We start from the raw sequence: 25,992 nt of genomic DNA, 5'->3' as shown, positions 1-25,992 counted from the left end.
CCCATGCCCCCGCCGCCGCCCATCCCGCCGCCGAGGCCGCCGCGGGTCGAGCCGCCCGGCCCGGCACCCACCGAACCGGGGCCGCCGCGCTGCGGCATGCCGCCCTGGCCGCTGTCCAGGTCGGCGGCCGTCGTGGTCGGGCCGTACAGGCTGCCACTGCCGGAGTGGCCGCTGTCGCGCAGCGTCGCATAGCCGGAATTGACGCGGTCGCGCGCCAGTTCGTTGCCGGGGCCCTCGACGCCGCGCACCGACAGGCTCACCGGCTGCACGCCGCGGGCGCGGAAGTCCTTCAGGATGTCGGCATAGCAGGCCGGCATCGCGCGCGACATCGCGAGGCTCATCTCGCGCGCCAGCACCTTGCGCGTCTCGCGCTCGTTCGACACCGATTCGATGGCGCGGAACACCGACGCGCCCAGCACCTCGGCGCGCAGCGGGTTGCGCTCCTGGTCGGCGCGGCCGATGCCCAGCAGCGAACCGGTGAAGGCCGCCATGTCGCGCAGCTCCCATTCGCAGGCGTGGGTGATGGCCTGGCTGATGCGGTCGGAGGACATCTGCTCCTCGACCTCGGCGTCGCCGACGATGCTCAGCGACATCCAGTCGGTCTCGGCCAGGCTGCGGCCGGCTTCGCGGTTCGGGTTGAGTTCGCGGGTGACGCGCTTGCTCAGCGTGTCGCCGAACACCAGCACGAAGGTGCTCATGTGGCGGCGCAGGTCGAGCTGGGCGCTGATCAGCACGTCGCGCTCGATGATCCGCATCGCCGCCGAGGCCAGCGTGCCGAGGTGGGTCGCCACGCGGTCCGCCACGGCCGCGGTGGTCGTCTTCAGGTGGCTGATGGCTGCGTCGAAGGCAGCTTGCGAACGTGGATCGATCGGATTCATCTACGGACAAGGCCGATGGGCGGACCGGGGCGAGCCGCCCGATGGGTGATCCGGGCGGATATTCCGCCAAGTATGAGCCCAAACGGCAGGGGTACGCGCCGCGTTGCGGCGGGGCGACGTTGGCGGGCCGGGGAGCATTTCACGCCCCCGGGGGGCGAACGATCACTTCTTCAGGGAATCCCGGATTTCGCGCAGCAACTGCACTTCTTCGGGCGCGGCGGCGGGGGCGGCCGGTTCCTCGCGCTTGAGGCGGTTGATCTGCTTGACCATCACGAAAATGATGAGTGCCAGGATCACGAAATTGAGCGCCACGGTGATGAAGTTGCCGTACGCAAAGAGCGGTACGCCGGCCTTCGTGAGGGCCTCGTAGGTCATCGGCCCCTTGAAGTCGGCCGGCGGGTTGGCCAGCATGAAGAAGTAGTTCGAGAAATCGAGCCCGCCGACCAGCCGGCCGATCACCGGCATGATGAGGTCCTTGACGATCGAATCGACGATCTTGCCGAACGCGGCGCCGATGATGACGCCGACCGCGAGGTCGACGACGTTGCCCTTCATCGCGAAGGCCTTGAACTCGGTGGCGAACCCCATGGGATGCTCCTCTTCTTCTGATGCTGCGCGGCAGTATTCCCCAGCAGCGCCAGAAGTCAAGCCGCGCGCGCGAGCGCGGGGCGAGGGGGTTGACACGTCCGCTAGAATTCTCGGTTGCCCGTGACTAGAAGTCTCCAGCCAAGGACCCCCTCACATGAGTGACAAGCAGAGTGACCAGCAAGTCGATCAAGGCCGTCGAACCTGGGTGGCCGTCGCCTGTGGCGCCGGCGCTGTCGGCGGCGTGACCGCCGCCGTCCCCTTTGTCAGCAGCTTCCAGCCCTCCGAGCGTGCACGTGCCGCCGGGGCCGCCGTCGAAGTGGACATCAGCGACTTGAAGCCGGGCGAGAAGAAAACCGTCGAATGGCGCGGCAAGCCGGTCTGGATCGTCAAGCGCACGCCGGAGCAACTGGCCACGCTGCCGAAGAACGATGCCGAGCTGGCCGATCCGAAGTCGCAGCGCAAGCCCGACGAGCTGACCCCCGAATACGCCCGCAACGAGAACCGCTCGCGCAAGCCCGAGATCCTGGTCGTCGTGGGCATCTGCTCGCACCTGGGCTGCTCGCCAGGCGACAAGTTCCAGGCCGGCCCGCAGCCGTCGCTGCCCGACGACTGGACCGGCGGCTTCCTGTGCCCCTGCCACGGCTCGACCTTCGACATGGCCGGCCGCGTCTACAAGAACAAGCCCGCGCCCGACAACCTCGAAGTGCCGCCCCACATGTATTTGTCCGACGCCAAGCTGCTGATCGGCGAAGACAAGAAGGCCTGAGCCCGAGCACTCCGGAGAACAACGACATGGCTGAATTCAAGCAAGCGCCCGCCAATGCGTCCGTGGGCGTCAAGCTCATGACCTGGGTCGACAACCGCTTCCCCGCCACGAAGATGTGGAACGAGCAGTGGGGGCAGTACTACGCACCGAAGAACTTCAACTTCTGGTACTTCTTCGGCTCCCTGGCGATGCTGGTGCTGGTGATCCAGATCGTCACCGGCATYTTCCTCRYGATGCACTACAAGCCCGAYGCSGCGCTGGCYTTCGSSTCGGTCGAGTACATCATGCGCGAMGTRCCSTGGGGCTGGCTGATCCGCTACATGCACTCGACGGGGGCCTCGGCCTTCTTCATCGTCGTCTACCTGCACATGTTCCGCGGGCTGATGTACGGCAGCTACCGCAAGCCGCGCGAGCTGGTGTGGATCTTCGGCTGCGCGATCTTCCTGTGCCTGATGGCCGAGGCCTTCATGGGCTACCTGCTGCCGTGGGGCCAGATGTCGTACTGGGGCGCGCAGGTGATCGTCAACCTGTTCGCCGCCGTGCCCTTCGTCGGCCCCGACCTGGCGCTGCTGATCCGCGGCGACTACGTCGTGAGCGACGCGACGCTGAACCGCTTCTTCAGCTTCCACGTCATCGCGGTGCCGCTGGTGCTGCTGGGCCTGGTGGCGGCGCACCTGATCGCGCTGCACGAAGTGGGGTCGAACAACCCCGACGGCATCGAGATCAAGGCCAAGCGCGGCGCCGACGGCCATCCGCTGGACGGCATCCCGTCGCACCCGTACTACACGGTGCACGACATCTTCGGCGTGGTCGGCTTCCTGACGATCTTCAGCGCGGTGCTGTTCTTCGCGCCCGAGTTCGGCGGCTACTTCCTGGAGTACAACAACTTCATCCCGGCCGATCCGCTGAAGACGCCGGCGCACATCGCCCCGGTGTGGTACTTCACGCCGTTCTACTCGATGCTGCGCGCCACCACCGACCTGATGGTGCAGGTGCTGTCCGGCATCATCGCCGTCGCCACCGTCGTGGGCCTGCTGAAGGGCCGCTTCGGCGCGATGGGCAAGCTGGCGATGGTCGTCGCGGCGGTGGTCGCGGTCGCGCTGCTGAACATCTTCGACGCCAAGTTCTGGGGCGTGGTCGTCATGGGTGGCGCGGTGATCATCCTGTTCTTCCTGCCCTGGCTGGACCACAGCAAGGTCAAGTCGATCCGCTATCGCCCCGACTGGCACAAGTACGTCTACGCGGTGTTCGTGTTCTTCTTCCTGGTCCTGGGCTACCTGGGTGCGCAGCCGCCGTCGGAAGTCGGCAACTACGTGTCGCAGATCGGCACGCTGCTGTACTTCGGCTTCTTCCTGCTGATGCCCTGGTGGAGCCAGCTCGGCACGTTCAAGCCGGTGCCCGAGCGCGTCACCTTCCACGCCCACTGATTCACCCGCTGAGTGCGCCCCGGAGACACAAGACCATGAAGAAACTCCTTCTCACCTTGCTGGCCAGCCTCGCCTTGATGGGCGGTGCCGCGCAGGCCTCGGAGGGCGGCGTGGCCTGGGACAAGTTCCCGACGGCCAAGACCACCGACCTGTCGGCGCTGCAAAGCGGCGCCAAGCTGTTCGTCAACTACTGCCTCAACTGCCACCAGGCCGCCTACATGCGCTACAACCGCATGCGCGACATCGGTCTGACCGAGGAGCAGATCAAGGCCAACCTGCTGTTCGCCACCGACAAGGTCGGCGACACGATGAAGACCTCGCTCGACGCGAAGCAGGCCAAGGAGTGGTTCGGCGCGCTGCCGCCCGACCTGACCGTGATCGCGCGCTCGCGCGCCGACATCGGCAAGGGCTCGGGCGCCGACTACCTGTACACGTACCTGCGCAGCTACTACCGCGACGACACCAAGGCGACCGGCTGGAACAACCTGGCCTTCCCGAGCGTCGCGATGCCGCACGTGCTCTGGGAACTGCAGGGCCAGCGCGTGGCGAAGTTCGTCGAAGAGAAGGACCCGCACGCCGAAGGCAAGACGATGCACCGGTTCGCCGGCTTCGAGCAGGTGACGCCCGGCAAGCTGAGCGCGAACGAATATGACGAGGCGGTGGCCGACCTGGTCGCCTACCTGCAATGGATGGGCGAGCCGTCGCAAGGCCAGCGAGTCCGTGTCGGCGTCTGGGTGTTGCTGTTCCTGGCAATGTTCACCGTCATTGCGTGGCGCCTGAACGCCGCCTACTGGAAAGACGTGAAATAACGATGTGATTTCGCGCCCCGGGTTGCCTTGCGGCCCGGGCCGATGACGCAGTGGTGCCGCCGATGGCGGCCTGCTGCGTTCGTGTTTTGACCCTAGCCCCCAAGGAGCCGCCACCATGATGGTGCTTTACTCCGGAACGACCTGCCCTTACTCGCATCGTTGCCGCTTCGTTCTGTTCGAAAAGGGCATGGACTTCGAGATCCGCGACGTCGATCTCTTCGCCAAGCCCGAAGACATCGCGCTGATGAACCCCTACAACGAGGTGCCCATCCTCGTCGAACGCGACCTCATCCTGTACGAGTCGCACATCATCAACGAGTACATCGACGAGCGCTTCCCGCACCCGCAGCTGATGCCGGGCGACCCGGTGGCGCGCGCGCGCGTGCGGCTGTTCCTGCTGAACTTCGAGAAGGAGCTGTTCGCGCACGTCAACGTGCTCGAGTCGCGCGGCCAGAAGCCCAACGACAAGCAGCTCGAGAAGGCGCGCTCGCAGATCCGCGACCGGCTGACGCAGCTGGCGCCGATCTTCCTGAAGAACAAGTACATGCTGGGCGACGACTTCTCGATGCTCGACGTGGCCATCGCGCCGCTGTTGTGGCGCCTGGACTACTACGGCATCGACATGTCGAAGAACGCGGTGCCGCTGCTGAAGTACGCCGAGCGCATCTTCTCGCGCCCGGCCTACATCGAGGCACTGACGCCGTCCGAGAAGGTGATGCGCAAGTAAGCAGCATGGCCTCGACCCCCACGGCACCGGGCAACGCCGGCTCCTCGACGCGGCCCTACCTGATCCGCGCCCTGCACGACTGGTGCACCGACAACGGCTTCACGCCGTACCTGGCGGTGTTCGTCGACCGTGGGGTGCAGGTGCCGGCGGAGTACGTCAAGAACAACGAGATCGTCCTCAACGTCAGCTTCGAGGCCACCACCGGCCTGAAGCTGGGCAACGAGGTGATCGAGTTCAAGGCTCGCTTCGGCGGCATCGCGCGCGAGATCCTGGTGCCGGTGGACCACGTGATCGCGATCTATGCGCGCGAGAACGGGCAGGGCATGGCGTTCCCGATGCCGAGCGAGGCCAGTGCCGAGACCGCCGGCGACGCCGGCGATGCCGCACCGGCCGAGCCGCGCCCGGCGGGTGGCGGCCTGCGCCTGGCCAGCACCGACGGCACGCCCGAGGCGGATGCCCCCGCCGCGTCGGATGACGCGCCGAAACCTCCCGAGCCGCCCGAGCCTCCGACGGGCGGTGGCCCGCGGCCGGCGCTCAAGCGCATCAAATAGAATCCTCGCCTCAAGCCCTTGTAGCTCAGCTGGTAGAGCAGCGGTTTTGTAAACCGAAGGTCGCGGGTTCGATTCCTGCCGGGGGCACCACTGGTCTAGACAGGCCAGGCCTTCAACGATCACCCGGATAAACGTCTGGTATCAGATCGATTGAACCTTGATCCGTATTGAAGTAACCTGCCAGCCCCGGGACCGGAGAGCTTGTTCCAGCCGGGGCTGAAGTTGGCGCAGCTTGGAGGCCACCGCAGAGTTGGCCGCGAGCAAAGACCAACCCTCGTCGTCCACGGGTCCGGGCTTCACGTGCAAGGCCAGAGCAGGTGGAAGACTGTCTCGAATCGCTTCGAATCGTGCATTCGATTCCTGCAGCAGCCGCTGCAGGTGGGCCAGGGGCGCACTGCGACCCAGGGCCTCTTCGATGCGCAAGGCGTTGGGGGTGACCGGCGATGTCTTCGGTTTCACCGGAAGGAGTTTAACGATGCAGATCCTGATCACGCACGGCACGCTGGCCCGAACCCGCGTGCTGCGCTTCAACCGCCTGCAGTTCCTCGCCGCGCTGGCCATGCTGGCGCTGGTGCTGATGCTGCTGTCGGGCACGATCTACCACGTGATCTTCCTGAAGGCGGCGCGCGAAGGCTGGCCGGTGGTCAGCCAGATCACGCGGCTGGTGGTGCGCGACGAATTCGCCCAGCGCGACCGCTTCATGCGCGAGAACCTCGACGCGATGGCCCAGAAGGTCGGCGAGATGCAGGCCAAGCTGATCAAGCTCGAAGCGATGGGCGAGCGGGTGTCGGGCCTGGCCGGTGTGAAACCCGAAGAGTTGAAACAGATCGTGCCGGCCGCCGTCAGCGGCGGCCAGGGCGGACCCTTCGTGCCGGCCCGTTCGCCGTCGTTCGAGCAGCTGAACGGCATGGTGTCCTCGCTCGACGAGGCAGCCGACCAGAGCACCGACCTGTTCACGATGGTCGAATCGCGCCTGTTCGAGCAGCGCATGCAGCAGCTGATGGTGCCCAACAGCCGCCCGATCGACGTGCAGGTGGGTTCGGGTTTCGGCTTCCGCACTGACCCGTTCACCGGGCGTGCCGCGCTGCACACCGGCCTCGATTTCCCGACCGACGTCGGCACCCCCATCATGGCCGCGGCCGGCGGCGTCGTGCGCTCCACCGAGCAGCACCCGGCCTATGGCAACCTGCTCGAGATCGACCACGGCAACGGCCTGGTCACCCGCTATGCCCACACCTCGCGCATCGCGGTCAAGACCGGCGACCTGGTGCGCCGCGGGCAGGTCGTGGCCTATGTCGGCACCACCGGCCGCTCGACCGGGCCGCACCTGCACTTCGAGGTGTTGGTGGAAGGGGTTCCGCAGGATCCGGCCAAGTTCCTGGCCAGCGGCGCCAAGGGAGCAACCACCGCCCGTGCTCCGGCGCGCCATTGATCCTGGCACGACGCGGTACGACCCGGCACGACCCGGCATCCGGCTTGCCGGGCCCGGGTTGGCGCCCCCTGGGGGCAGGAGCGAAGCGACTGGGGGGCTGATAAACTCTGCGGCTTTGTCGCCGATCGTGTCCGGGCTTGTTTTCGTGCCCCGCACCCTCAGCTTTTCCCCGCATCCTGTAAATCGGCCCGTCAGTGAGAGGCCGCGGCTGCCCACCCTCCGGATCAACCCCTGACGCTGCATGTTGCCCAAGCTTCTCACCCAGATTTTCGGTAGCCGCAACGACCGCCTGCTCAAGCAGTACCGTGTCGTGGTGCAGCGGATCAACGCGCTGGAGCCGCAGTTCGAGCAGCTCAGCGACGACGCGCTGAAGGCCAAGACGGCCGAGTTCAAGGAACGCCACGCCAAGGGCGAGTCGCTCGACGACCTGCTGCCCGAGGCCTTCGCCGTCGCCCGCGAGGGCGGCAAGCGCGTGCTGAAGATGCGCCACTTCGACGTGCAGCTGATCGGCGGCATGGCGCTGAACGACGGCAAGATCGCCGAGATGCGCACCGGCGAAGGCAAGACGCTGATGGCGACGCTGCCGGTGTACCTGAATGCCTTGACCGGCAAGGGCGTGCACCTGGTCACCGTCAACGACTACCTGGCACGCCGCGACGCCGAATGGATGGGCCGGCTGTACAACTTCCTGGGCCTGTCGGTCGGCATCAACCTGCCGCAGATGTCGCGCGAGGAGAAGCAGGCCGCCTACGCCGCCGACGTCACCTACGGCACCAACAACGAATACGGCTTCGACTACCTGCGCGACAACATGGTCCACGAGACGGCCGACCGCGTGCAGCGCGGGCTGTCGTACGCCATCGTCGACGAGGTGGACTCGATCCTGATCGATGAGGCCCGCACGCCGCTGATCATCAGCGGCCAGGCCGAAGACCACACCGAGCTCTACGTGCGCATCAATGCCGTCGTGCCGCAGCTGAAGAAGCAGATCGGCGAGCTCGACCTGCGCACCGGCGAAGGCGTGATCGATCCGGGCGATTTCACGGTCGACGAGAAGTCGCACCAGGTCTTCCTGACCGAGGACGGCCACGAGAACGCCGAGCGCATCCTGCGCGAGGCCGGCCTGCTGGTCGAGGGCGCGAGCCTGTACGACCCGCAGAACATCACGCTGATGCACCACGTGTACGCGGCGCTGCGCGCACGCCACCTGTACAACCGCGACCAGCACTACGTGGTGCAGGACGGCGAGGTCGTCATCGTCGACGAATTCACTGGCCGCCTGATGACGGGCCGCCGCTGGTCCGACGGCCTGCACCAGGCGGTCGAGGCCAAGGAAGGCGTGCAGATCCAGAGCGAGAACCAGACCCTCGCGTCGATCACCTTCCAGAACTACTTCCGCATGTACGGCAAGCTGTCGGGCATGACCGGCACGGCCGACACCGAGGCCTACGAGTTCCAGGAGATCTACAACCTCGAGACCGTGATCGTGCCGCCGAACAAGCCGACGGTGCGCAAGGACGAGCTCGACCTGGTCTACAAGACCAACAAGGAGAAGTTCGAGGCCGTCATCGAGGACATCCGCGATTGCGTCAAGCGCGGCCAGCCGGTGCTGGTGGGCACCACCTCGATCGAGAACTCCGAGCTGATCTCGGGCCTGCTGCAGAAGGCGGCGCTGCCGCACCAGGTGCTCAACGCCAAGCAGCACGCGAAGGAAGCCGAGATCGTCGCGCAGGCCGGTCGTCCCGGCGTGATCACCATCGCCACCAACATGGCCGGTCGCGGCACCGACATCGTGCTGGGCGGCAACGTCGAGAAGCAGGTGCAGCTGATCGAGGCCGACGAGTCGCTGACCGAGGCCGAGAAGACGCTGCGCGCGGACAAGCTGCACAGCGAGTGGCAGGGCCTGCACGACCAGGTGACGGCGGCCGGCGGCCTGCGCATCATCGCGACCGAGCGGCATGAATCGCGCCGCATCGACAACCAGCTGCGCGGCCGTTCGGGCCGCCAGGGCGACCCGGGTTCGTCGCGCTTCTACCTGTCGCTCGAAGATCCGCTGATGCGCATCTTCGCCGGCGACCGCGTGCGCGCCATCATGGACCGCCTGAAGATGCCCGAGGGCGAGGCCATCGAGGCCGGCATCGTCACGCGCAGCATCGAGAGCGCGCAGCGCAAGGTCGAGGCGCGCAACTTCGACGTGCGCAAGCAGCTGCTCGAGTACGACGACGTCTCGAACGACCAGCGCAAGGTGATCTACCAGCAGCGCAACGACATCCTCGAGGCCCCCAGGCTCGACGCGCAGATCACCAACCTGCGCGCCAGCACGCTGGCCGACGTGACCCGCACCTTCGTGCCGGCCGAGAGCGTCGAGGAGCAGTGGGAGCTGGATGCGCTCGAGAAGACGCTGCGCGACGAATGGCACCTCGACGTGCCGGTGAAGGCCCATGTCGACAAGAGCCAGGCGATCACCGACGACGAGATCGTCGAGATGGTGGTCAAGGCCGGCCACGAGGCGTTTGCCGCCAAGCTGGCGACGGTGGGCGAAGAGCAGTTCCTGCCGTTCGAGCGGATGATCCTGCTGCAGTCGATCGACCAGCACTGGCGCGAGCACCTGGCGGCGCTCGACTACCTGCGCCAGGGCATCCACCTGCGCGGCTATGCGCAGAAGAACCCGAAGCAGGAATACAAGCGCGAGGCCTTCGAGCTGTTCAGCCAGCTGCTGGACGTCGTCAAGATGGACGTCACGCGCATCCTGATGACGGTGCGCGTGCAGACGCAGGAGCAGGTGGCGCAGGCCGCCGAGGCCATCGAGGAGAAGGCCGAGGCGATCAGCAACGTCACCTACACGCACCCGAACGAGGACGGCAGCATCTCGCAGGATCTGCAGGACGTGCAGGACCGCAACCTGGCCGACCTGCTGCCCAAGGTCGGCCGCAACGACCCGTGCCCGTGCGGCAGCGGCAAGAAGTACAAGGCCTGCCACGGCAAGTTGGTCTGATGGCCCACCCCCGAGGCGCTGGCGCGCCTCCCCCTCAAGGGGGCGCCGCCAGTGGCCCGGCAGAGCCGGTTCCCCGGCGGCTGCTGGGTCTTGACCGTTGGATGCGATAAGCGGAGCCTTCTGGCTCCGCTGTTGTTTTTCGGAGCCGTTTCGATGGACGCCACCACGCTGCAAGCGGCGCCGCGCGAGTTGTACACGCCGCACCTGCGGCTGGAGCACCCGCGCGAGGAGCACGCGGCCGTCGTGATGGAGAGCGTCAACGCGTCGCTCGGCGAGCTGCGCTTCATCGCCTGGGGCCAGGTGCCGTTCGATCCGGCCACGGCCGCGCGCTTCTGCCGGCGCAACGCCCAGCGCGTGGCAGCCGGCGAGTGCCTGATCTATTTCGCGTTCGACCGCGACAGCGGCGAATTCGTCGGCAACCTCGACCTGCACAGCTTCGATTTCGACGTGCCGCGCTGCCAGATCGGCTACGTGGCCGATACGCGCCATGCCGGGCGCGGGCTGATGCACGAGGCCGGCGCGGCGCTGGTGCAGCTGGCCTTCGAGCTGGGCGTGGTGCGCGTCGAGGCCTTCTGCGACGCGCGCAACCTGCGCTCGATCCGGCTGGCCGAGCGGCTGGGCATGCGTCGCGAAGGCGTGCTGCGGGCCTTCGAGCGCGACGAGCAGGGCGAGCTGAGCGACCAGGTCGTGCTGGCGCGCCTGCGCGACGACGTCGACCCGCGCTAGGCGCCGGATCGGGGTCGGCGCGAGTTGTGCCGGCCGGCCATTTCGACGACAGTGGCGGCTTTTCAAGAATCCTCACCACCGTGTCCACCCTCAATCCCACCGCCGACATCCCGTTCGCCGGCCGCGACGCCCGCTCCGACCGTGCCTTCTTCGGCCACCCTGCCGGCCTCGGCTGGCTGGCCTTCTGCGAACTGTGGGAGCGCTTCTCCTACTACGGCATGCAGGCGCTGCTGGTGCTGTACCTCACCAACTACCTGTTCCTGCCGCAGAACATCGGCCAGGTGGCCGGCATCGACGTGCTGCRCCACGCCATCGAGCAGGTCACCGGCCCGCGCTCGCCGCAGCAGCWCGCGTCCATCATCTTCGGGCTGTACGCCGGCCTGGTGTACCTGACGCCGCTGTTCGGCGGGCTGGTGGCCGACCGCCTGCTCGGCCGCACGCGCACGGTGGTGATCGGCGCCAGCCTGATGGCGACCGGCCACTTCCTGATGGCCTTCGAGGGCAGCTTCCTGTTCGCGCTGGCCTGCCTGCTGCTGGGCGTGGGTTGCTTCAAGGGCAACATCGCGGCGCAGGTCGGCGACCTCTATGCGCCGGGCGACAAGCGGCGCGCCAGCGCATTCCAGATCTTCATGCTGGCGGTGCAGATCGCGGTGATCCTGGCGCCCATCGTCTGCGGCACGCTGGGCGAGAAGGTGGCCTGGCACTGGGGCTTCGGCGCCGCGGGCATCGGCATGCTGATCGGGCTGGTGGTCTACCTGGCCGGCAAGCGCCACCTGCCGCCCGAGCCGCTGCTGGGCAGTGCGCGCCGGGCGGCCGATGCCGCCGCCGGCCCGCGCATGCGCATGACGCGCGCCGAGAAGCTGCGCCTGCTGATCCTGGTGGGCCTGATCCCGGTGCTGATGCTGACGATCGTCGGCAACCAGCAGTACAACAACGCCTTCCCGCTGTGGTCGCAGAAGAACATGGACCTGGGCCTGTTCGGCTGGCAGATGCCGGTGACCTGGCTGCAGGCGGTGGACGCCGCCGTCAGCACCGGCGCGATGATCGGCTCGATCGCGTTCTGGCGCTGGTGGGCGACGCGCCGGCGCGAGCCGGACGAGCTGGTCAAGATGGCCATCGGCTCGCTGATCGCCGCCAGCGGCCCGGGGCTGCTGGTCATTGCCTCGGGCATCGTCGATGCGGGCGGGCGCGTCAGCGTGCTGTGGGCCTTCGGCTACACGATCCTCAACGACCTGGGCTTCGCCAACGTGATGCCGGTCGGGCTGGCGCTTTACTCGCGCCTGTCGCCGAAGCGGCTCGAGGGGCTGATGATGGGCACCTACTACCTGCACCTGTTCATCGCCAACACCTTCGTCGGCTGGCTGGCGGGCTTCCTCGAGATCATGCCGGGCCGCGATTTCTGGGGCCTGCATGCGCTGCTGGTGGCCGGCGGAGGCGTGCTGCTGCTGCTGTGCAAGGCCTTCTTCGGCAAGCTGCTGGCGCCGGACGCCGTCGCGGCGCAGGCACCCGCCGCCTGAGCCGGCCCCTTCAGGAGATCGTGCCGGTGTAGTTGACGCCGGCCTGCTTCAGGCCCTGCGTGCGGAAGACCCAGACGAACTCTTCCCAGTGGTCGAGCAGCAGGGCCAGCAGCGGCGAATTCGGGTTCTTCGCGGTCTGGTCCTCCAGCGTCTTCTCGATGCCGAGCAGGAAGCGACCGATCTGCGCCAGCGTCTTGCGCTTGAACACCTCTTCGACGCTGACCTTCGCCTTGACGCCGGCACTCGCTTCGGCCGCCTGCACGGTGCCGGCGTCCGACAGGAAGCGCAGGCCGATGAACTTGTGCTTGTCGAGGGCGTAGACCTGCTTGTTGTACTTGGCCGTCGCCGGCAGCTTGTCGGCCTTCTCCAGCTGCAGCCGCTGCAGCAGCGAGGCGTCGGCCTGTACCGCTTCGCACGGCAGGCACTGGCGCTCGGAGTTGTCCTGCGCCGCGTAGCTCGACATGATCAGGCTCTGCTGGAACAGCGTGGCGTACAGCGCCCGGTTCGCGTCGGCGGTGTAGTGGAACTTGCCGTCCACCTTGCTGCCGCTGGCCTGCTGGCTCAAGCTGTCGAACGAGCGCACCGCGGCAGGGCCGGGCTTGCCGGGTCGGGCGAGGCTGCCGCTTTCCACCACGATGTAGAACTCGTCGAGCGCCGCGGTGATGATGTCTTTCCAGATCGTCTGCGGGATCACGCTGTGAGCGACCGCGGGGCGGCCGTTCACCGTGGAGCCGCCGCAGCTCGGGCAGACGCGGGCGGCGGCACCGAAACGGTCGGGCAGCATCTCCAGCGACACCTTGCCGCCCTCGGCCGGCACGAACTCGAACAGCGACGAATTGGTGGCCTTGGTCTGCACCTCGCTGTAGTAAGGCTTGACCGGCGTGAAGTTCTTGCGCACCGACGGGTTGCCGACCGCGGTGAACTGCACGTCGGCCCCGAGCCTCGCGACCATCTGCTTGATGACCGATTGGTCGAGCGACGATTCCCATGCGGTCTCGAGGTAGTTGACCTCCTTGACCAGCGCCTTGGCGCTCTGGACCAGCGACAGCGGGGCGCCCGGGCTGGTGCTTGCGATCTTCAGCGTGTACCCCATGGAGATGACCACCTCGTCGGTTGAACTTCGGGTTCTCGAAACTGCCGCGGATTCTAGGAGCGGGGTCCCCGGGCGACGGCATGACTTTGGTGAGGGAACGGGCGGCTGCCGCTACAGTGGCTGCATGAACACAGACGCCCTGCATCCCGAGATCGAGCCCTTCGAGACAGGCTTCATGCCGGTCGGCAAGCTGCACACGCTGTACTGGGAGCGCTGCGGCAATCCGTCGGGCATCCCGGTCGTCTTCCTGCATGGCGGGCCGGGCGCCGGCACCTCGCCGCGCGACCGGCGCTTCTTCGATCCGCACAGGTACCACATCGTGCTGTTCCACCAGCGCGGCGCCGGGCGCTCGACGCCCGCGGGCGAATGCCGCGACAACACCACCGACCTGCTGATCGAGGACATCGAGCGGCTGCGCGCGCAGTTCGGCATCGAGCGCTGGCTGGTGTTCGGCGGGTCGTGGGGGTCGACGCTGTCGATCGCCTACGCGCAGGCGCATCCCGATCGCTGCCTGGGCCTGGTGCTGCGCGGCATCTGGCTCGCGAGCGACGAAGAGAACCAGTGGTGGCTGTACGGCATGCGCCAGTTCTTCCCGAAGGAATGGGAGGCCTTTGCGCACGCGATCCCCGAGGCGGAACGCGCCGACCTGCTGGGGGCCTACCACCGCCGCGTGAGCAGCGAGGACCCCGCCGTCCACCTGCCGGCGGCGCGTGCCTGGAGCCGCTACGAAGGGGCCTGCCTGCGGCTGATTCCCGAGCCCGACGAGCAAGAGACCGACCAGCAGGCGCTCAGCCTCGCGCGGCTGGAGGTGCACTACTTCCGCAGCAATGCCTTCCGCACCCCGGGCCAGTTGCTCGCGCAGGTGTCGCGCATCGCCCACCTGCCGTGCGTGATCGTGCATGGGCGCTACGACGTGATCTGCCCGGTGCGCTATGCGCATGCGCTGTCGGACGCCTGGCCCTCGGCCCGGTTGATCGTGGTGCCCGATGCCGGGCATTCGTCGGCCGAGCCCGGCATCACGCGCGAGCTCGTGGCGGCGACGGACGCGTTCGCTAGCTCGATGCGAGCGGGTAGGTGAACCCGAAGAAGTGGATCGCGTTGAGCGTGAAGTGCGCCAGCACGGCCGACTCGATGCGGCGGGTACGCGCGTACGCCAGGCCATAGCCGCAGCCTGCGATCGCCGCGGCGGCGGCCAGCGCGATGCCGCCGCCGGCATGCACCAGGCCGAACAGGACGCTGGCGACGGGGATCGGCATCCAGCGCCATCCATCTCGGCCTTCGGCCCATCGCATCAGCCGTTCCTGCAGCACGCCGCGGAAGAACGCCTCTTCCGCGACGCAGGTCAGCAGCAGGTTGATCGGAACCCACAGCAGCGCGAACCGCGGCAGCTTCGGGTCGGGCGCGATGGCCCCGGACGCTGCCACGGCGCCCAGCACGACCACCGAGGTTGCGATGCCGATGGCGATGCCCTGGCCCGCGACCCCGGGCCATTCGCGCAAGGCCCGGATGCGTCGGCAGAAGAACGCGACGAGGATCAGCCCGGCCGCGCCCTTGTCCAGGCTGGCGTACTGCGTGATCGGCGGGGAGTGCTCCCCGAGCCGCAGTCCCGCTGCGACGAGGGGGTTGCTGAACCCGGGCACCAGGTGTACCGCCAGGGCCAGTGACAGGGCCCACACGGCGAGGCTCAAGGCCGCGGCGCAGCGCGGTGCGCCGGGTTGCGTCGCCACCTGCGATGCGGCCCAGGCCGCGCCGAGCGCGAGCACGGCCATCCAGGACAGCTCGCTGCACACCAGCCCCGACGCGAGGAAGGCCACGAAGAACGGTTGCCATGCCGCGAGGCGCCGGCCGCCCGGCAGCGGGATGGCCGGCAGCCAGACGGCGCAGAGGGCCAGGCAGAGAAGGAGGAAGGTCCAGGGAGAAGGCATGCGCCATTCTCGGGGCAGTCCTTCAACGGCTTGCCCCTGCGGCCAGTGTGAAGCGGTGGATGTTCCACCCCGGCGCGTCCTGGTGCAGCACCAGCACCTGCGGCCCGGCCGCGAGCTTGACGGTCGCCGTCACCGTGGTCCAGCTCTGCCAGCCGCCGGTGGCCGGGATGTGGACGTCGCCGCTCAGGTCGCGGCCCGACGCGTCGGCCAGGTGCAAGGCCCCGGGCGTGCCGTTCGGCGAGGCGACGCGGAAGCTGGCGGTGTAGCTGCCGGCCGTCGCCACGTTCACCGAATAGCGGAACCACTGGCCGGTGGCTGTCCAGCCGACGTTGTAGCCGCCGCCTTCGTCGGCCGTCTGCTCCAGGTCGACGCCGTCGGCGCGGTAGCCGTTGGCCGTGCCGTTGACCGACAGCAGGTTGTACGCGAGCGCCGCGCCGCCGCTGTTGTAGTTGGCGGCCTGCAGCGTGCCCGGCAGCGTGATCGCATTGCCCTGGAACGGCGCGTCCGAGCGGCCGAGCTGCCAGCTGTTCTGCGCCAGCGTCGCGTTGAAGCCGCCCGAGCTGTTGGCATACGCGGTGCCGCTGGCTGTGAGCGCGCCGACCGCGTTGGCGGTGATGCGCGCGCTGCCGCTCGGTGCCGGGTAGAAGGGCGCGTTGGCGACGATGCCGTTGCGCCATGGCGCGATCACCGTGTTGTGGTTCAGGTCGATGTGCGTGGCGGTGGAGAAGCCGATGCCGTCGTACAGTGCGCCGACGACGGTGTTGCCGCTGACGACGATGTCGTCGACGGTGCCGGTGTTCTGCCCGTCGCTGCCGTTGCCGATGTGCAGCGCCGGCTGTCCCTGGTCGAAGCCGTTGCCGCCGGCGCGCTCGATGCGGTTGCCGGTGATGCGCGACGAACGCAGGTCGTTGCCGTTGACGCCGAAGCGGCCGACGCCGAGCCCGGTGTAGCGCGCGGTGTCGGCCACCAGGTTGTCGGCCACCAGGTGGCCGCTGCCGCCGTACACGCCCAGGCCTTTGCCGTTCCACGCGCCGATCAGCGTGTTGCGGGTCTGGGTGATGTTGGACATCGGCGTGTAGAAGACGCGGCCGTTCGAGGTGTCGTTGTAGTTCACCGAGTTGATGGCCATCGCATCGTCGCCGGTGCCGCGCACGAAGTTGTTGGTGGCGGTGAGGTTGTTGCCGACGGTGGCGCCCATCGACACGTTGTTGAGGTTGCAGCCGTCGGCCCAGATGGAGGTGAGCCGGTTGTCGCGCACCATGCCGCCGGTGCCCGAGGCCCAGAAGCCTGACAGCACATGCTGCGTCCACAGCTTCTCGGCCAGCCAGTTGCTGCCGGTGATGTCCATCGCGCCGCCGGCACCGTCCACCGGTTCGCGGCTGCGCGCATTCGAGTCCAGGTGCAGGCCGCGCACCGTGGCCGAGCTCAGCTGGAACAGGGCGCCCAGGCCGCCGTTGGTGTAGGGCAGCGGCACGTCGCGGTAGATCGTGCTGTACCACATGCCGGCGCCTTCGATCGTGACGCCGCTGCCGACCAGGCCGCTGCTGCCCTTCAGGTAGAAGATGCCGGGCGGCACCCACAGCGTCTTGCGCTGCGCCTGGGCCTGGTCGATGCAGTTCTGGATGGCGGCGGTGCTGTCGCGTGCCTGCGGGTTGCCGGCACCGTGGGTGGGCGTGGTGTCGGCGATGGCGCCGCAGCTGGTGATCGAGATCGAGTTGGCCGGCTGGGCGAGGGGCGGAGGCGGGTTCTCGACGTCGACCACGTCGACGTTGTAGAAGGCCGCGGTGTTGTCGGCATCGCGGCGCAGCGAGAAGGTGCTGCCCGGGCCGATGGGCTCGCCGCTGACGAAGGCGGCCGTCTCGTCGTAGAAGGCGCGCGGGCGGCCCTTGGCCGGGTCCTGGTCGCTCGCCTGGTAGCTGGCGCCTTCGTAGATCCAGCTCTGGCGCGAGTTCAGGTTCAGGCGCTGGCGGAACACGCCGTTGACGTAGAGGTTCAGCGTGGCGGTGATGCCGCCGCCGCCGGGTGCATCGGGGATGCTGGCGCGTACGTTGATGAAGCTGATCGGCCTGCCGGTGGTGTTGGTCCACCAGACTTCCTGGCCGGGGCCGGTGAGCGCGACGTAGGCGTGGCCCGAGGCCTCGAGCTCGGGGCTGGCGAAGCGGGTGGTCGGCGCAGCCGTGAGCGAGACCACGCGCGCGCCGTTGACCAGCGTGCCGGATTCGGCCTCGATGCTCTTGAACGGGGTGGTCGCGCCGGCGGCGTGGGCGCAGGCCGCGAAGCCGACGGCGGCGATGGCAGCGGCCAGGGTCAGGAGGGCTGGGTGTTTCACGGGGACGTCCTCGGTGGGTGGAAGGGCGACTGCGGCGCGATGATGCGACTGATCAGCGGTTCCACCGGGGAGTGGCATGCAACCGACGTAACCGTTCGGCTGGCGCGATGGGATCTCCCCTCGAAAGGGGTTGGATCGCGCCTTCACCCTGTGCCAACATGCACCTTCTCATGCGACGCCATCTGACCTTGATCGTGCTGTCTGCCTTCACGGCGGCGGTTGGGGCGCAACCCGGTGAAACGCTGCAGAACTGGTTCAACGACCCGTTCTTCCAGGTCTCGTCGGCGATTGCGGACTGTCCGCTGCCGGCCGGGCCGTTCACCGACGAGGCCGATCGGCGCGTGCAGTCGCACCGGCGGGCAGAGAAGGGCACGACCTGCTGGCTCGCGAAGGAGTGCGACCGGCCGAACGCCTTTGCCTACGACCAGGACATTGCCGCGGCCTTCCAGGCGGCGGTGCGCGAGCGCCAGCCCTTCCCGGACACCTCGCTGTGGGTGACCGTGCAGGGGCGCGTGCTGTACATCGAGGGCTGTGCGGCGCAGCCGGGGATGGAGGCGAAGGTGGAGGCCTTCGCACGAGCCATCCCGAACGTGCAGCAGGCGATCGCCATCATCCGCGCCGATCCCTCGGCGCGTCCACCGTACAAGCTGCGCCGGCCCTGACCCGCGCGGGACTTACTGAACCGCTTCCTTCGCCGCCGCCTTGGCGTTCTTGCCATGCTGCTTCGCCTTGGCCTTGTGCACCTTGGCCTTGGCCTTGTGGACCGTGCTCTTGGGTTCGTCGGTCGCGGCGGCCTTGACGTTCTCGGTGCCTTGCTTCGCCGTCTCGGCCGTGGCCTTGGCGGTTTCCTTCACGGCGGTGCCGGCCTGGGCGAAGGCAGTGCCGGCGATGACCAGGAGGGCGAGTGCTGAAATGAATTTCTTCATGGTGGTGTGTCTCCGTGGAGTGGGACGCTCATCATCCCGTGTCGGATGCGGGCGGGTCGTCGGAGATCGCCAACACCGGACGTAGGACGACAGGAGCACGCCGCCGCTACCATCCCCGTTGGCGCCATGAGCACCCCGTCCACCCCCTCCTCCCCGGTCTACACCGTCGCCGTGCGCGAGCTGTGCGAGTTCACGGCCAAGCAGGGCGACCTGGACCTGCGCTTCACGCCGGGCCCGTCGGCACAGGAAGGAATGGCCGGCCATGCCGCGGTGGCCGCGCGCCGGGGTGGCGGCTACCAGTCCGAGGTCAGCCTCAGCGGCAGCTTCGCCCACCTGCGCGTGCGCGGCCGCGCCGACGGCTACGACCCCGACCGGGGCCTGGTCGAGGAGATCAAGACCCACCGCGGTGACCTGTCGCGCCAGCCGGCCAACCACCGCCACCTGCACTGGGCGCAGGCGCGCATCTACGGCGCGCTGCTGTGCCAGAAGTTCGCGCTCGCGCAGCTGAAGCTGGCGCTCGTCTACTACGACGTCGGCACGCAGCAGGAGACGGTGTTCACCGAAACGCTGCGCGCCGAAGAGCTGCAGCAGTTCTTCGAGCAGCACTGCCGGCGCTTCCTGGCGTGGGCCGACCTGCAGCTCACGCACCGGGCCGCCCGCGATGCGGCGCTGGCGGCGCTGCGCTTCCCGCACGCCGGCTTCCGCACCGGGCAGCGTCCGCTGGCCGAGGCCGCCTACCGCGCGGCCAGTGCCGGCCGCTGCCTGATGGTGCAGGCGCCCACCGGCATCGGCAAGACCGTGGGCACCTTGTTCCCGCTGCTGAAGGCCTGCCCGACGCAGCAGCTGGACAAGCTGTTCTACCTGGCGGCCAAGACGCCCGGCCGCGGCCTCGCGCTGGACGCCCTGCGGCAGATCGGCGGCAATGCGACGGCGCTGCCGTTTCGCGTGATCGAACTCGTGGCCCGCGACAAGGCCTGCGAGCAYCCRGACAAGGCSTGCCATGGCGACKCCTGYCCGCTSGCSCGCGGCTTCTACGACCGSCTGCCCGCCGCCCGCAGCGCCGCGCTGGACGGCCGCCTGCTCGACCAGGCCCGCGTGCGCGCCGTCGCGCTGGAGCACCAGGTCTGCCCCTACTACCTCAGCCAGGAACTGGTGCGCTGGAGCGACGTGGTGGTGGGCGACTACAACTACTGGTTCGACCTCAGCGCGATGCTGCACGGCCTGGCGCTGGCCAACGACTGGCGCGTCGGCGTGCTGGTCGACGAGGCGCACAACCTGGTCGAGCGCGGTCGCAAGATGTATTCGGCCGAGCTCGAGCAGGCCGGCCTGGTGGCGCTGCGCAAGGGTGCGCCGGCCGCCGTGAAGCCGGCACTCGATCGCTTGCACCGCGCGTGGAACGCGCTCAACAAGGCGCAGGCGGCCGACTTCGCGGTGCTGCCCAAGCTGCCCGCTGCATGGCGCGATGCGATGCAGGCTGCCGTCTCGGCCATCGCCGAGCACCTGGCCGACGGGGCGCAGGCGCCCAACGACACGCCGCTGCTGCGCTTCTACTTCGACCTGCTGCATTTCGGCCGCGTGCTGGAGCTGCTGGACGAGCACTCGCAGCTCGACGTGACGGTGACCGAACGCCGTGGCACGCGCGTGCGCTCGACGCTGTGCGTGCGCAACCTGATCCCGGCACCGCACCTGCGCGCGCGCTTCGCGGCGGCGCACACCGCGACGCTGTTCTCGGCGACCCTCGCGCCGCAGGCCTTCTATGCCGACACGCTGGGCCTGCCGGACGAGACCGCGTGGATCGACGTCGAGTCGCCGTTCCGCGCCGAGCAGCTGTCGGTGCGGGTGGCGCGCCACGTCTCGACGCGCTGGCAGCACCGCGAGCAATCGCTGGCGCCCATCGTCGAGCTGATCGCGCACCAGTACGCGCAGGCGCCCGGCAACTACATGGCGTTCTTCAGCAGCTTCGACTACCTGCAGCAGGTGGCCGGGTTGCTGCGCACGCTGCATCCTGAGGTGCCGCAGTGGGCGCAGTCGCGCAGCATGGACGAGGCGGCGCGCGAGGCGTTCCTCGCGCGTTTCACGGCGGACGGCCGCGGTGTCGGCTTCGCGGTGCTCGGCGGCGCCTTTGCCGAGGGCATCGACCTGCCGGGCCGGCGCCTGGTCGGGGCCTTCGTCGCGACGCTCGGGCTGCCTCAGGTGAACGCGGTGAACGAGTGCGTGCGCGCGCGCATGCAGGAACGCTTCGGCGCCGGCTACGACTACGCCTACCTCTACCCCGGCCTGCAGAAGGTGGTGCAGGCGGCAGGGCGGGTCATCCGCACCACCTCCGACGAGGGCGTGGTGGTGCTGATCGACGACCGCTTCGGCTCGGCACAGGTGCGCAGCCTGCTGCCGAAATGGTGGAAGCTCGCGCCGCAGCGGACGCCCGCCCCCCTCGCCAGAGATTGACGCAAGCTGCTTTTGGGATAATATTCCCAAAATGGATGCCGACCGATCCCTGAAGAACACGCTCGCGCTGGCCGTCGCCCGGGTGCTGCGGCCGCTCGTGCGGCTGATGCTGCGGCACGCCATGCCGTATGCGGCATTCCAGGAACTGGCGAAGCGGGTCTACGTCGAAGTCGCGCTGACCGAGTTCGCCATCCCGGGCAAGAAGGCTTCGACCTCGCGGGCCTCGATCCTGACGGGCCTGTCCCGCAAGGACGTGCAGCGCCTGCTGGACGCCGCCCCCGACAGTGCCGCCACCGCGGGTGAATACAACCGGGCGGCGCGCGTGCTGACGGGGTGGATCCGCGATCCCGAGTTCGTGGATGGCGGGGGACGCCCGCGTGCCCTCGACGTGGACGGGCCGCTCGGCTTCGCGACGCTGGTGCGGCGGCACAGCGGCGACATGCCGGTGCGTGCCGTGCTCGACGAGCTGCTGCGCGTGGGCGCGGTGGCGCGGCGCGACGATGGCCGCATCGAGCCCTTGCAGCGGGCCTACGTGCCGCAGCAGGGCGCGACGGAGAAGCTCGACATCCTCGGCAGCGATGCGGCCGACCTGGTCGAGACGATCGACCACAACCTGCTGCACGGCGCGACCGACCCGCGCTTCCAGCGCAAGGTGATGTACCACGGCATTCCCGACGCCGCGCTGCCGGCGTTCCGCGCGCTGAGCGCCGCGCAGGCGCAGGCCCTTCTCGAATCGTTGGACGGATGGCTCGCCGCGCACGACGTGGACGACATCCCCGGGCAGCCGGCCACCGCGCGCTCGCGCGTGGGCGTCGGCATCTACTACTTCGAGGCGCCCGCCGCGGTGCCCGATACCCCTACCCAGAGAGGTTCAAGATGAAGCCCATCCAGATGGCCGGTGCCGGCCTGTTCTCCCTCGTGCTGCTGGCTGCGGGCTGTGGCGGCGGTGGCGGCGGCATCGGCGGGACCGGTGCCGACGCCGGCACGCTGCACGTCTCGCTGACCGACGCGCCGGCCTGCGGCTACGACGCCGTCAACGTGACGATCGAGAAGGTGCGCGTGCACCAGAGCGCGAGCGCCGCCGATGCCGATGCGGGCTGGTCGGAGATCGTGCTCGCGCCGGCGCGCCGCGTCGACCTGCTGAGCCTGACCAACGGCGTGCTCGAAGACCTCGGGCAGACCTCGCTGCCGGCGGGCCGGTATTCGCAGCTGCGGCTGGTGCTGGCCGGCAATGACGCGGGCCACCCGCTGGCGAACTCGGTGGTGCCGACCGGCGGCACCGAGACCGCGCTCGATACCCCGAGCGCCGAGCAGAGCGGCTTGAAGCTGAATGCCGACATCGACGTGCCCGCCAACAAGGTGGCCGACCTCGTCCTCGATTTCGACGCCTGCAAGTCCATCGTGCGCCGCGGCAACTCGGGGCAGTACAACCTGAAGCCGGTGCTGTCGGTCACGTCGGTGCTGTCGGACGCCGGGCTGCGCGTCATCGGCTACGTCGACCCGGCCATCGCGACCAGCGCCACCGGCGTGTCGCTGCAGGCCGCCGGCAGCGTCGTCAAGGCCGGCGCACCGGATGCGAGCGGCAGGTTCGTGCTCTACCCCGTGCCGGCCGGCACCTACGACCTGGTGGTCACTGCGCCCGGGCATGTCAGTGCATTGATGAGCGGCGTGCCCGTGACCGAGGCTGCCTACACCTACGTCAACAGCGCGGCACTGCCGATCGCGCCGGCCCTGTCGGCGCCGGGCGAGCGCGCGGTGTCGGGGACGGTGGCGCCGGCCAGCGCGACGCTGCGGGCGCTGCAGGCCCTGACCGGCGGACCGACGATCGAGGTGCAATGGGCGCCGGTGGACGGCACGACGGGTGCCTTCGACTTCTCGCTGCCGATCGGCGCGCCGGGCCGCACCGCGTACGTGGCGAACCCGGTGGCGCTGACCTTCGTCGCCGATCCGGCCGCTGCCGCCCGGTACACCGTGCAGGCATCGTCCCAGGGCGTGTCGAAGTCGCAGGACATCGACGTGACGGCGCCGGTGGCTCCGCTGCAGTTCAGCTTCCCATGAAGGCCTTCGGATCCTCGACCTGGGGCCACGTGATCGACCCCGCCGTGCTCCCGGCGCGGGCCGGTCGCCTGTCGGTGATTGCGGTCGGCGGCACCCGCAGCGGTGCGCTCGACAGCCTGTGGATGGAAGGGCCGGTCGACCTGACGGTGGTCGAGCATTCGGAGGCTGCGCTGCAAGACATGAAGTGCCGCCTCGGGCCGCTGTCGAAGTACATCGCGTGGATGCAGGCCAACGTGCTGCATGCCAGCCTGCCGCAGCACGCCTTCGACGTGTGGCTCGACCAGGGCTGGCACGCGACGCTGTCGAGCGAGGCCGAGCGTGCGCAGTACATGGCCCAGGTGCGGCGCGCGGTGCGCCCGGGCGGCGCCGCCTTCGTCGATGGAAAACTGACCTCCTGCTGAAGCGGCCACGCAGCGCGAGGCACTACGATGCGGCATGGACCGCGCCGCATCGCCCGCCCCCGTTCAACGCGTGCCCGCCGCCGGCTGGCCGGCACTGGCCGGCTTCATCTGGCGCCACAACCGCGCGCTCGATGGCGGGGTTCGCTGCCTGCACTTCGAGCAAGGCGACAGCGTCGAGCAGCATGCGCGCGAGCTGTCGCAGTTGCCGGCTGCCGACGCGGCGTTCTGGATGGCCGCCGGCCCCGACGGCTCGGCGCAGGCCGTCGCCGGTTGCGAGTTCGATCCGGTCCTGGGCCGCGCCTGGTTGCGCGGCCCGCTGGTGGCCGATCGCGAGACGGAGTCGGTGCTGGCGCCGATGCTGCTGCACGCCTTGGAGCAGGGGCTGCCGCAGCTGAGCTGCTTCGACGCGTTCCCGAGCGAGGCCGACCCGGCCTTGAATGCGCTCTACGAGGCAGCCGGCTACCGCCGCATCGACGTGCACCGCGTGCTGCGCGCACCGCTGCAGGGCATGGTCCTGGACGCCGACCCGCGCGTGCACCCCGGCGTGCCTGAAAACCTGCCCGGACTGCTGGCTCTGCACCACCGGCTGTTCCCTTCCAGCTACCTGAAGGACGCCGACATCGCCGATGCGCTGGCCGATCCCGAGCGCCTGGTGCGGGTCGTGCATGAAGGCGGTTCCGTCGCCGGCTACCTGGTCGCCCAGCACGAGCCCGATGCCGACGAGGTCTATGTCGACTACCTCGGTGTGGATGAATCCCGCCGCGGCAGCGGCCTCGGCCGGGCCCTGGTCCAATCCGCGATGCGCTGGGGCCGTGCGCTCGGCCGCGGCCACGCCGCGCTGACGGTGCGGCAGGACCGGCTGCCTGCCCTGTCGCTGTACCGGCGCTGCGGCTTCGCGCAGATCTCGGCCGGCGTGCAGTGGCGCAAGGAACGCATCCCGGCCTAGTGTTACCAAGGGGGAGGTGGGCCTGTAAGTTGCTTTACAGTCCACGCAGTTTTCCTGAAACCCCATTTTCATGACCCTTCGTCCCCCGTCCGCCGCCTGGGCCGGCCGCTTCGCCAGCCTGCCGGTGCTGCAGCAGGTGGCTGCCGGCATCCCGGCGATGCCGGCCGCACTGCAGCGCATGGGGCAAGCGGTGCTGGCGCACCCGTTTCGTGCGGCCACGCTCAACATCGATGAATTCGCCGGCGAGGTCGCCGTCTCCATCGCCACCGCCAACCGCTTCGCGCGCGCGCTCAACTTCGCTGGTTACCCGCAGTTCCGTGCCGAGCTGGCGCGCGGCTTCGAGGCCATCCTGGCGCCGGTCGAGAGCCTGCGCAGCAACCTGAAGCAGTCCGCCGGCACGCAGCAGGCGATGGCGGCATCGCTGCACGAGACGCTGGCCAACATCGAGCACACCGTGCAGGCGCTGCAGCAGCAGCCGTGCGAGCAGGCGGTCGAGCTGATCGCCGGCGCCGACCAGGTGCTGACGCTGGGCTGGGGCAGCAGCGCCTACCTGGCCGGCGTGCTGCAGCACGAGCTCGAGCCGCTGTGCTCGCGGATCGGCAGCCTGGCCCAGGCCGGCGGGCCCTCGCATGCGGCGCGCCAGCTGGTCAAGCGCGGGCCGCGCGACCTGGTGATCGCGCTGGCCTTTCCGCGCTATGTCGAAGACACCATCGTGCTGACGCGGCTGGCGCGCGAACGCGGCGTCAAGGTGCTGGCGCTGACCGACGAGCCCAGCTCGCCGCTGGTGCCGCTGGCCGACGTCACGCTGTACGCGCACGTCAACCGCCAGGTGGCGCCGACCTCCAACGCCACGGTGCTGGCGCTGCTCGAGGCGCTGGTCGCCGCGCTCGCGCACCGCACCGAAGGCGCGGTGCAGCGCGCCGAAGAGATGGCGCGCGGCGTGCTGCCGTGGCTGCAGATCGAGCCGGGGAGGGTGGCATGAGCGCGCCGGGCCGCCCCAAGGGCGAATACCGCAGTGCGCAGCACGAAGGTACTCCAGTGAGCCGCGGGCCGAGCGCCGGGCCGCTCCCGAGCCGGCCCGCGCTCCCCTCGGGGGAGTGGCCGACGTACCCGTCGGTCGAGGGGTTGTCGTGACGCCGGTCATCGCGATCCACGGCGGCGCCGGCACGCTGTCGCGCGCGTCGATCTCCGACGCGCAGCAGCTGCGCTACCGCGCCGCGCTCGACGAGATCCTGCTCGCTACCCAGGCGCTGCTCGCCGACGGCGTCGGCGCGCTCGACGTCGTCACCGAAGCGGTGCGCCGGCTCGAGGAATGCCCGTTGTTCAATGCCGGTTTCGGTGCAGTCTACACGGCAGAGGGCAAGCACGAACTCGATGCCTGCCTGATGCGCGGCAGCGACCTGGCCGCCGGCGCGGTGGCCGGCGTGCGCACGCTGCGCAACCCGGTGCTGGC

At 69.0% G+C, this 25,992-nt stretch carries 25 protein-coding genes and 1 tRNA gene; 19 read left to right on the top strand and 7 right to left on the bottom strand.

The genetic code is table 11. From position 1 onward, the window contains the following. Together AC1DYN_RS24350 and mscL are read right to left on the bottom strand one after the other, a co-directional pair. The coding region (locus AC1DYN_RS24350; protein WP_477963868.1) for a DUF1631 family protein at positions 1-878 on the bottom strand (878 nt) is incomplete at its 3' end. A 162-nt stretch (positions 879-1,040) separates the two neighbouring features. Beyond that, positions 1,041-1,466, bottom strand: coding sequence for a large conductance mechanosensitive channel protein MscL (gene mscL / locus AC1DYN_RS24345; RefSeq protein WP_477963866.1), 426 nt, complete (start codon positions 1,464-1,466; stop codon positions 1,041-1,043). Positions 1,467-1,620: 154 nt separating this feature from the next. On the opposite strand from mscL, the gene petA reads away from it, so the two are divergent. The 6 genes from petA to AC1DYN_RS24315 all read left to right on the top strand — a co-directional run bounded on the left by petA (position 1,621) and on the right by AC1DYN_RS24315 (position 5,836). Further along, a complete protein-coding gene (gene petA, locus AC1DYN_RS24340; protein ID WP_477963864.1) occupies positions 1,621-2,232 on the top strand; it encodes a ubiquinol-cytochrome c reductase iron-sulfur subunit in 612 nt (203 codons plus the stop codon). A gap of 26 nt (positions 2,233-2,258) precedes the next feature. Beyond that, on the top strand, positions 2,259-3,659 hold the full coding sequence (locus AC1DYN_RS24335) for a cytochrome b (RefSeq protein ID WP_477963862.1): 1,401 nt from the start codon (positions 2,259-2,261) through the stop codon (positions 3,657-3,659). Between the two features lie 35 nt (positions 3,660-3,694). Next, positions 3,695-4,468, top strand: coding sequence for a cytochrome c1 (locus AC1DYN_RS24330; RefSeq protein ID WP_477963860.1), 774 nt, complete (start codon positions 3,695-3,697; stop codon positions 4,466-4,468). Between the two features lie 115 nt (positions 4,469-4,583). Next, positions 4,584-5,195, top strand: a complete 612-nt coding sequence (locus AC1DYN_RS24325) for a glutathione S-transferase N-terminal domain-containing protein (protein ID WP_477963858.1) — start codon at positions 4,584-4,586, stop codon at positions 5,193-5,195. 5 nt (positions 5,196-5,200) lie between these two features. After that, positions 5,201-5,746, top strand: coding sequence for a ClpXP protease specificity-enhancing factor (locus AC1DYN_RS24320; protein WP_477963856.1), 546 nt, complete (start codon positions 5,201-5,203; stop codon positions 5,744-5,746). A gap of 14 nt (positions 5,747-5,760) precedes the next feature. Next, a tRNA-Thr gene (locus AC1DYN_RS24315) sits at positions 5,761-5,836 on the top strand. Positions 5,837-5,887: 51 nt separating this feature from the next. Here AC1DYN_RS24315 and AC1DYN_RS24310 read toward each other — a convergent pair. Beyond that, positions 5,888-6,205 carry a DciA family protein gene (locus tag AC1DYN_RS24310; protein WP_477963854.1) on the bottom strand — a complete coding sequence of 106 codons (318 nt, stop codon included), beginning with the start codon at positions 6,203-6,205 and terminating at the stop codon, positions 5,888-5,890. A gap of 16 nt (positions 6,206-6,221) precedes the next feature. On the opposite strand from AC1DYN_RS24310, the gene AC1DYN_RS24305 reads away from it, so the two are divergent. The 4 genes from AC1DYN_RS24305 to AC1DYN_RS24290 all read left to right on the top strand — a co-directional run bounded on the left by AC1DYN_RS24305 (position 6,222) and on the right by AC1DYN_RS24290 (position 12,416). Then, positions 6,222-7,178 (top strand): M23 family metallopeptidase, encoded by a 957-nt coding sequence (locus AC1DYN_RS24305; protein ID WP_477963852.1) that lies wholly within the window; start codon positions 6,222-6,224, stop codon positions 7,176-7,178. Positions 7,179-7,419: 241 nt separating this feature from the next. Beyond that, positions 7,420-10,173, top strand: a complete 2,754-nt coding sequence (gene secA / locus AC1DYN_RS24300; RefSeq protein ID WP_477963850.1) for a preprotein translocase subunit SecA — start codon at positions 7,420-7,422, stop codon at positions 10,171-10,173. 153 nt (positions 10,174-10,326) lie between these two features. Next, positions 10,327-10,899, top strand: coding sequence for a GNAT family N-acetyltransferase (locus AC1DYN_RS24295; protein ID WP_477963848.1), 573 nt, complete (start codon positions 10,327-10,329; stop codon positions 10,897-10,899). Positions 10,900-10,979: 80 nt separating this feature from the next. Next, positions 10,980-12,416, top strand: a complete 1,437-nt coding sequence (locus AC1DYN_RS24290) for a peptide MFS transporter (protein ID WP_477963846.1) — start codon at positions 10,980-10,982, stop codon at positions 12,414-12,416. Positions 12,417-12,426: 10 nt separating this feature from the next. Here AC1DYN_RS24290 and AC1DYN_RS24285 read toward each other — a convergent pair whose 3' ends face one another. Continuing rightward, positions 12,427-13,509, bottom strand: a complete 1,083-nt coding sequence (locus AC1DYN_RS24285) for a hypothetical protein (protein ID WP_477963844.1) — start codon at positions 13,507-13,509, stop codon at positions 12,427-12,429. A 124-nt stretch (positions 13,510-13,633) separates the two neighbouring features. On the opposite strand from AC1DYN_RS24285, the gene pip reads away from it, so the two are divergent. Next, complete coding sequence (gene pip, locus AC1DYN_RS24280) at positions 13,634-14,587, top strand: prolyl aminopeptidase (protein ID WP_477963842.1); 954 nt, start codon at positions 13,634-13,636, stop codon at positions 14,585-14,587. On the opposite strand, the gene AC1DYN_RS24275 is transcribed toward pip, so the two are convergent. Then, positions 14,562-15,434: a CPBP family intramembrane glutamic endopeptidase gene (locus AC1DYN_RS24275; protein ID WP_477963840.1), complete on the bottom strand. Its 873-nt coding sequence runs from the start codon at positions 15,432-15,434 to the stop codon at positions 14,562-14,564. The genes pip and AC1DYN_RS24275 overlap by 26 nt on opposite strands. Positions 15,435-15,456: 22 nt before the next feature. After that, positions 15,457-17,763, bottom strand: coding sequence for a carbohydrate-binding protein (locus tag AC1DYN_RS24270; RefSeq protein ID WP_477963838.1), 2,307 nt, complete (start codon positions 17,761-17,763; stop codon positions 15,457-15,459). A 170-nt stretch (positions 17,764-17,933) separates the two neighbouring features. On the opposite strand from AC1DYN_RS24270, the gene AC1DYN_RS24265 reads away from it, so the two are divergent. Beyond that, complete coding sequence (locus AC1DYN_RS24265) at positions 17,934-18,425, top strand: BON domain-containing protein (protein WP_477963836.1); 492 nt, start codon at positions 17,934-17,936, stop codon at positions 18,423-18,425. A 12-nt stretch (positions 18,426-18,437) separates the two neighbouring features. Here the strand turns inward: AC1DYN_RS24265 and AC1DYN_RS24260 are convergent, their stop codons facing one another. Beyond that, entirely contained in the window at positions 18,438-18,689 is a 252-nt protein-coding gene (locus tag AC1DYN_RS24260) for a hypothetical protein (protein ID WP_477963834.1), read from the bottom strand. A 126-nt stretch (positions 18,690-18,815) separates the two neighbouring features. Here AC1DYN_RS24260 and AC1DYN_RS24255 point away from each other — a divergent pair, with 126 nt between their 5' ends. The 7 genes from AC1DYN_RS24255 to AC1DYN_RS24225 all read left to right on the top strand — a co-directional run. Further along, a complete protein-coding gene (locus tag AC1DYN_RS24255; RefSeq protein WP_477963832.1) occupies positions 18,816-21,134 on the top strand; it encodes an ATP-dependent DNA helicase in 2,319 nt (772 codons plus the stop codon). A gap of 31 nt (positions 21,135-21,165) precedes the next feature. Next, complete coding sequence (locus AC1DYN_RS24250) at positions 21,166-22,014, top strand: DUF6502 family protein (protein ID WP_477963830.1); 849 nt, start codon at positions 21,166-21,168, stop codon at positions 22,012-22,014. After that, the gene (locus tag AC1DYN_RS24245) at positions 22,011-23,192 is read left to right on the top strand and encodes a DUF4382 domain-containing protein (protein WP_477963828.1); all 1,182 of its coding nucleotides are present in this window, start codon (positions 22,011-22,013) and stop codon (positions 23,190-23,192) included. Before AC1DYN_RS24250 ends, AC1DYN_RS24245 begins: the two co-directional genes overlap by 4 nt. After that, on the top strand, positions 23,189-23,593 hold the full coding sequence (locus tag AC1DYN_RS24240) for a class I SAM-dependent methyltransferase (protein WP_477963826.1): 405 nt from the start codon (positions 23,189-23,191) through the stop codon (positions 23,591-23,593). Before AC1DYN_RS24245 ends, AC1DYN_RS24240 begins: the two co-directional genes overlap by 4 nt. A gap of 34 nt (positions 23,594-23,627) precedes the next feature. Further along, complete coding sequence (locus tag AC1DYN_RS24235; protein WP_477963824.1) at positions 23,628-24,539, top strand: GNAT family N-acetyltransferase; 912 nt, start codon at positions 23,628-23,630, stop codon at positions 24,537-24,539. A gap of 70 nt (positions 24,540-24,609) precedes the next feature. Beyond that, the gene (locus AC1DYN_RS24230; RefSeq protein ID WP_477963822.1) at positions 24,610-25,521 is read left to right on the top strand and encodes a MurR/RpiR family transcriptional regulator; all 912 of its coding nucleotides are present in this window, start codon (positions 24,610-24,612) and stop codon (positions 25,519-25,521) included. Positions 25,522-25,669: 148 nt separating this feature from the next. Continuing rightward, a partial coding sequence (locus tag AC1DYN_RS24225) for an isoaspartyl peptidase/L-asparaginase (RefSeq protein WP_477963820.1) occupies positions 25,670-25,992 on the top strand: 323 nt, incomplete at its 3' end.

Source organism: Rhizobacter sp. P2_D12, from assembly GCF_056404395.1.
The sequence above is the reverse complement of the archived record's forward strand: the minus strand, read 5'-3'. Positions and strand labels throughout refer to the sequence as shown.